This is a genomic window from Azohydromonas lata NBRC 102462 (genome assembly GCF_001571085.1).
GTDB lineage: Bacteria > Pseudomonadota > Gammaproteobacteria > Burkholderiales > Burkholderiaceae_C > Azohydromonas > Azohydromonas lata.
Map to the genome: position 1 here is coordinate 1 of NZ_BCTC01000207.1, position 3,682 is coordinate 3,682.

The following is a 3,682-nucleotide window of genomic DNA, read 5'->3' on the forward strand; positions in this document are numbered from 1 at the left end:
CGAGGGTGTACGTCGCCGTCCACACCCCATTGACGTTGCTCGCCGCCACCGCCGTGCCGCCGCCAAAGGCGCTGAAGTCAAAGGTCACGCCGCTGATGGTGTCGGCGTTGTTGTCTCCGGCAGCCGTGTTGGTCCAGGTAGCCGTCACCGTGTCGCCGACCTTGTAGGCGCCACCGGTTCCACCGCTGATGCTGATGAACGCATCGGTCACCGAAGGCGCGACGCTGTCCACTGTGGCATTGCTCGTGTCGGACACCGTCGTGGCGTTGCCCGCGTTGTCCGTCACCATCGCCGACACGTTGCGGCCCGTGGCGTCGATGGCACCGGCCACGATGGTGTAGGTGGCCGTCCACGTGCCCGCGCTGTTGCTCGCCGCCACGGCCGAGCCGCCGCCGAACGCGCTGAAGTCGAAGGTCACGCCGCTGATGGTGTCGGCGTTGTTGTCTCCGGCCGCCGTGTTGTTCCAGGTGGCCGTGACGGTGTCACCTATCTTGTAAGCCCCGCCCGTGCCCGTGGCGCCGCTGATGCTGAGCTTCGCCTCTGTCACCGTGGGGGCGATGTTGTCCACCTTGGCGTTGGTCGTGTCGACTGTCGTCCGGGCGTTGCCCGCGTTGTCCGTCACCGTCACGGCCACGTTGCGATTGGTGGCGTCGATGCTGCCGGCCACGAGGGTGTAGGTCGCCGTCCACACCCCGCCGCTGTTCGTCGCCGACACGGCCGAGCCGCCGCCGAACAGTGTGAAGTTGAACATCACGCCGCTGACGCCGGCGTTGTTGTCGCCGGCAACCGTGTTGTTCCACGTGGCCGTGACCGTGTCGCCGATCTTGTAGGCCCCGCTCGTGCCCGTGGCGCCGCTGATGGAAATGCGTGCATCGGTCACCGTGGGCGGCGTGGTGTCCAGCACGTAGGCCTGCGCGTACACGCTGCCGTCACCGCTTGAATTGGAGACCTTGACCTTCAAGGTATTGCTGCCGGTGAGCGTGACGCCGGACAGGCTCCAGGAGGTATTGCCTGCCGAGGCCGTGGCGGTTTGCCACGTCGTGCCGCCATCCGTGGATACCTTGACCGACTCGCCCGTGGCCAAATTGGCCGACAGCGTGCCGCTGATGGTCTGCGCCGCCGTTTTGGTGAGGAAGTCCGTGCTGCTGCTGCCCGTGTCGGCCGAAAACGCCGCAGTGGAAATCGTCGTGGTGGGCGGCGTCCCGGCGACCGAGGACCGAACGTTCACAAGCACGATGTTGTCCACCATCACGCTGACCGGATCGCCCGTGAAAGTCAGCGTGAACTTGGATATGCCTACAAATTTTTCTACATGACTCGCATCCAGAGTCAACGTATGTGTTTGTCGATCATCGAAATTTGAGAAGGTTTGAGCGCTGCCTGTTATTGCAGTCCCGTTGGCATCATATGCAGTCAATACATAATCACCGGTCTGCGATGTTATCTGCATCAAGTCCAGCGAGGTCAGGTCGAATACATACCCCGTAGCGACTGTAAAGGTTGCCTTATCCTCGCCGGCATTGGGGCCCAGCGTTGCACAGTCGGTAGTGTTGACCCGGTCACCGCCATAGTAGCTTCCTGTTTGAACTACGTCGTTGTGGCCAGTAATACTGAAATTTATGCCACCGATGGTCTGAGTCAGTTCTGAAGAATCATTGCCAGCAACTGCACCAGTGTCGTTGTCGAAATCGACGGTAGTGATCGCAGTTGGCACACCCAGCACACCCGCATAGTCAGGCGCATTCAAGGCAGCCACTTCAATACTTCCAGTGGATTTCTCCAGCGTCCAGTCGCCGCCAGCGGTCGCCGCCCCGGTGGCATCGGTGGAGGCTGTCACGTCGGCACCCGTGGCCGAATGCAAGGCATCAATGAAATGCTGGCCTTGCGCGCCCTGAGCCACGTCGCAGCCGTAAAGCAACAAATCTCCGCCAGCATTCAAAGATTGGCCCAATGTGGCCAATTCCGCCCGCACGGTATTATTTTCCAGGCTGGCTGCTGATATCGTCTCACGCCCCAAATGCAGACTGTCGGACGCACCGTGGCTCAATAAATGGATGGCATCGTAGCCGCCATGAGTTTCAGCCCAGCGCGCGATCTGCGCCAGGCCACTGGCATTGCCGTCTAATTCCTGAATTTCGACGCCGGCACGTATACCTGCTTCCAGTGTTTTATAAGCTGCCACGGAGGTGTCAACGAAAGCCACTTCCTTGCGCCCGCCATTGAGCGCCACGTCCGCTACGCGGATTTGCACGGGCGCGGGAGACTCGGGCATCAATACCCTGGCCTGCAAATCAGGCAGGGCATGCGACGCGTCCACCACGGCAGCCACGGCGGCGCCGTCAAACATGAACCGCTGTTCAAGCGCCAGAGGCCGCAGTCCGGATTGAGCAATGCGCCGGGGTGCCGAAGAAATCTCCGTATTCGATCCACTTTTGGCACCCTTGCCACGGCCTCGCACAATTTCGGCTACGGCGACGAAGCTGCGGGTCACTTCGTTCCAAACGGTGCGATGGATCTTGTTCATGCTCTAGGCGCTTCAATAATGGCCGTGGGTACGGCTTGTACGTCTGCCCCCGGCGCGTTGACTGTGGCGCCGGGGAAAACAATAAGATCAATAAACGGAGAAATATTTAATTAGGCCGAGGCGGGTACAGGCCATTGAGGGCAATACACATCCTCATGCCGAGACGCGGTGCAGCCACGGAAACTGCAGTTCCAGATCCCGTGGCGCCCACCGCGATGGTCCCGCTGGGGGTCAAGATAATGTTGCCAGCAGCCGTACCAGAGAAGGTGCCCGCAGACGGAGTGACCGCGACCGTGGCCGTGGCGGGCACGGCAACAGCTTTGGTATTGTCATAGGGGAAAAATGCTGTTTGGCCATTGCCAATTTTTCCCAGCGTATTTGCCGTGGAACTTGGGGTCGGACTGCCGCCCGTGGTTTGAGTCGTGATGGCATCCACCGAAACCGTCGCCGTCGCCGTTGCTGATCCCGCAGAAACTGTGCCAGTCACCGGCAGGCTGACGCTGGTTGCAACCTGTGACGCTGTCAGCGTTGCCGTATGGTTATGAGGCGGCAGGTTGGCTATTGACAGGCCTACGGTTTCAGAGCCGTACTTTGCACCCGGAAGTACAGTCGTTACTCCAGCCGGCGTATTGGAGGCGCTTACGGGCAGCCCCAAGCCAACGGGGGCACGTCCACGCAAATCAGGCAAACCAAACGTTGTTCTTGCGTCGCCGCCGTAAGTCGTTCCAATCAGAGAATACAAAGCTTGGTACTGCATAATTGGCAGCAGTGCGCCGTTGGCTTCCGCATAATCCTGAGGACAAAACATGGCAGCCGTCATGCAAACGGAGCCAATATAAGGCTCGGCCGTGCAGGTGGCCTGGGCGCTCATGGCCATGGAACCAAAGGCGAAAGCGCAGCCCAACATGCGCAGCGCCTTCCCGGTGGATTTTCTATTCTGATTCATCCCTGTTTCCCTTTTAATACTTCAGTTTATGAAGTGGCACGAAAAATCGGTGCCCAAGTCCACATCCGCAATAAAAATTACGGAGTGAAAGAAATTATTATTTTTATAAGCAATGAAACCATTATTTCACCGGCGGTGCCATCAGCACCCGCCCGCTCATGCCCGCAATCAATTCATTGAATTTCCCATCAATGGCTGCCGAAATTTTCACC

Annotated in this window: 2 protein-coding genes; both read right to left on the bottom strand. The window is 59.3% G+C overall.

Features of this window, described 5'->3' with window-relative positions:
• A partial coding sequence (locus ALA01S_RS33790) for a DUF4347 domain-containing protein (protein WP_157119413.1) occupies nt 1-2,524 on the bottom strand: 2,524 nt, incomplete at its 3' end.
• Between the two features lie 106 nt (nt 2,525-2,630).
• Nucleotides 2,631-3,470: a phage tail protein gene (locus ALA01S_RS32435; RefSeq protein ID WP_084268102.1), complete on the bottom strand. Its 840-nt coding sequence runs from the start codon at nt 3,468-3,470 to the stop codon at nt 2,631-2,633.
• Nucleotides 3,471-3,682: the final 212 nt, after the last annotated feature.

Bases quoted from the DNA above. Each gene is read 5' to 3' on its own strand.
- ALA01S_RS32435 (WP_084268102.1), bottom strand. From the start codon at position 3,470: ATGAATCAGAATAGAAAATCCACCGGGAAGGCGCTGCGCATGTTGGGC.